Origin of the sequence: Caballeronia sp. BR00000012568055, assembly GCF_029439455.1 — a bacterium.
Lineage (GTDB): Bacteria > Pseudomonadota > Gammaproteobacteria > Burkholderiales > Burkholderiaceae > Caballeronia.
Window position 1 is genome coordinate 1 of sequence record NZ_JAQFVG010000147.1, and the last position, 2,018, is coordinate 2,018.

Annotated in this window: 2 protein-coding genes; both read right to left on the reverse strand. The window is 56.3% G+C overall.

Going from position 1 to position 2,018, the window contains the following annotated elements:
- Positions 1–1,145: KUP/HAK/KT family potassium transporter (locus P7F28_RS08060; RefSeq protein WP_277183988.1), on the reverse strand; the 1,145-nt coding region annotated here is incomplete at its 3' end.
- Between the two features lie 79 nt (positions 1,146–1,224).
- A partial coding sequence (locus P7F28_RS08065) for a shikimate dehydrogenase (RefSeq protein ID WP_277183989.1) occupies positions 1,225–2,018 on the reverse strand: 794 nt, incomplete at its 5' end.

Here is a 2,018-nt window from a genome sequence, read left to right on the forward strand (position 1 = left end):
ACCGCAATGCCATAAGCGGAACCCAAAGCAGTAGACGAACCGAAGCCAAGCACCGCGGCCACGACCGCTAGCAGCAAAGTCCAATTGATTCCCGGCACATAGATCTGCCCAATTTCTTTAGTTGATGTGTAGACCACATTCATGCGCGGCAGAAAGCCGAGCTGCATTGCCTGCTTGGTCATCGAATAAGTGCCTGAAATAACGGCTTGCGAAGCGATTACAGTTGCAATGGTCGATAGCACGACCATCGGATAAAGCATCCATGATGGAAACAGGCGATAGAACGGGTTTTGCAGTGCGGCCGGATCGGCCAATAAGAGCGCGCCCTGACCGAGATAATTGAGCGCCAGCGCGGGAAATACGACGGCAAACCATGTCAGGCGAATGGGCTGCGAGCCGAAGTGGCCCATATCCGCGTATAGCGCTTCCGCACCTGTCAAAGACAATACGACTGCGCCCAGCGCAATAAACGCAAGCCAGCGATGCCGCACGCAAAACGCCAAGCCTTCAAAAGGATTCAAGGCCGCAAGAATATGCGGCGAATCTGCGATATTTAGCAGACCCGACACGGCCAGCACGATGAACCACAACACCATCACCGGCCCAAACACTGCGCCGATGCCTGCGGTGCCGTGCTTCTGCATAAGGAACAGTGCGATCAGCGCGACCAGTGTCACTGGCACGACATAGGGCTGTAAAACAGGTGCCGCAACTTCGAGACCTTCTACCGCGCTTAGCACGGAAATAGCGGGCGTTATCACGCCATCACCATAAAAAAGCGCTGCGCCCATTACGCCGATCAACAGCAACGCGCGACGCAATTTCGCTTTATCCTTGACCGACGACGCCGCTAAAGCAAGCAAGGCCATGATGCCGCCTTCGCCATGATTATTGGCGCGCAAAATCAACGTCACATATTTAAGCGATACGATGATCGTAAGCGACCAGAAAATCAGCGAGACGATGCCGATGATATTGGCGGGCTGCAAAGGCAAGCCACCGGACGGATCAAAGACGGTCTTGAGCGTATAGAGCGGACTCGTTCCGATATCGCCATATACGACACCGAGCGCTGCAAGCGCAAGCCCAAGCAACGGACGGCGATGCGTATCGTCGTCGCCACCGTGATCTGCAGTCGTTCCCATGATCCCTCCCGCTTATCGTTATTCGTCAGAGGATGAGCGTCTGCGTGTCGTCTCGACACTCAGTATAGATTCACGGCATTCATGCGTAGCGGATTTGCGCGACGGCGCGTAAGTCGTCGGCGGTAGCTGTGCCGAAGCCAAAGAATTCCAAGTAGGCGGGTATCATTTCAAAAAGCATGTCCGTGCCCACTTGAATGGCGCAGCCCTTTTCTTTTGCGGCGCGCAACAGCGGCGTGTACTCGGACTTCATCACCACTTCACCGACGAACGTGGTCGGCGCGATACGATCGATATCGAAAGGCAAGGGATCGCTTTCTTTCATGCCTAACGGCGTCGCATTCACGATGACGTCGAAATCGGCGGGATCGCGCGTATCAGTACGCACGACAAGCAGCGGATAATGGTCGCGCAAACGTTGCGCCAGACCTTCGACTGATGCGGTGTTGGTATCGAATATAGCCAGTTCCGCAACGCCCGCCGCCGCAAGCGATGCCGCGATCGGCGAGCCAACACCGCCACTGCCCAACACGAGCACGCGTGTGCCTTTGAGCATGCGGCCTTTGCGTTCTATGCCACGCACGAAGCCCTCGCCATCGAACTGATCGCCTAGCAGCGTACCGTCCGGACGCTTGAGAATGGCATTGCAAGCCCCGGCAATGCGGGCGGTCGGGCTGATCTCATCCATGAGACCGACGGTGGTCACCTTATGCGGCATGGTGACCAGCGCGCCGCGAATATTCGTGAGCTTGAACAGCCGCGGCAGAAAATCGACATAGTCTTCCGGCTTGACGCCCATTGGCATCACCACGGCGTCAATGCCCTGTTTGTCAAACCAGGGGTTGTAGATCATCGGGGCTTTGAAGGCGTCAGTCG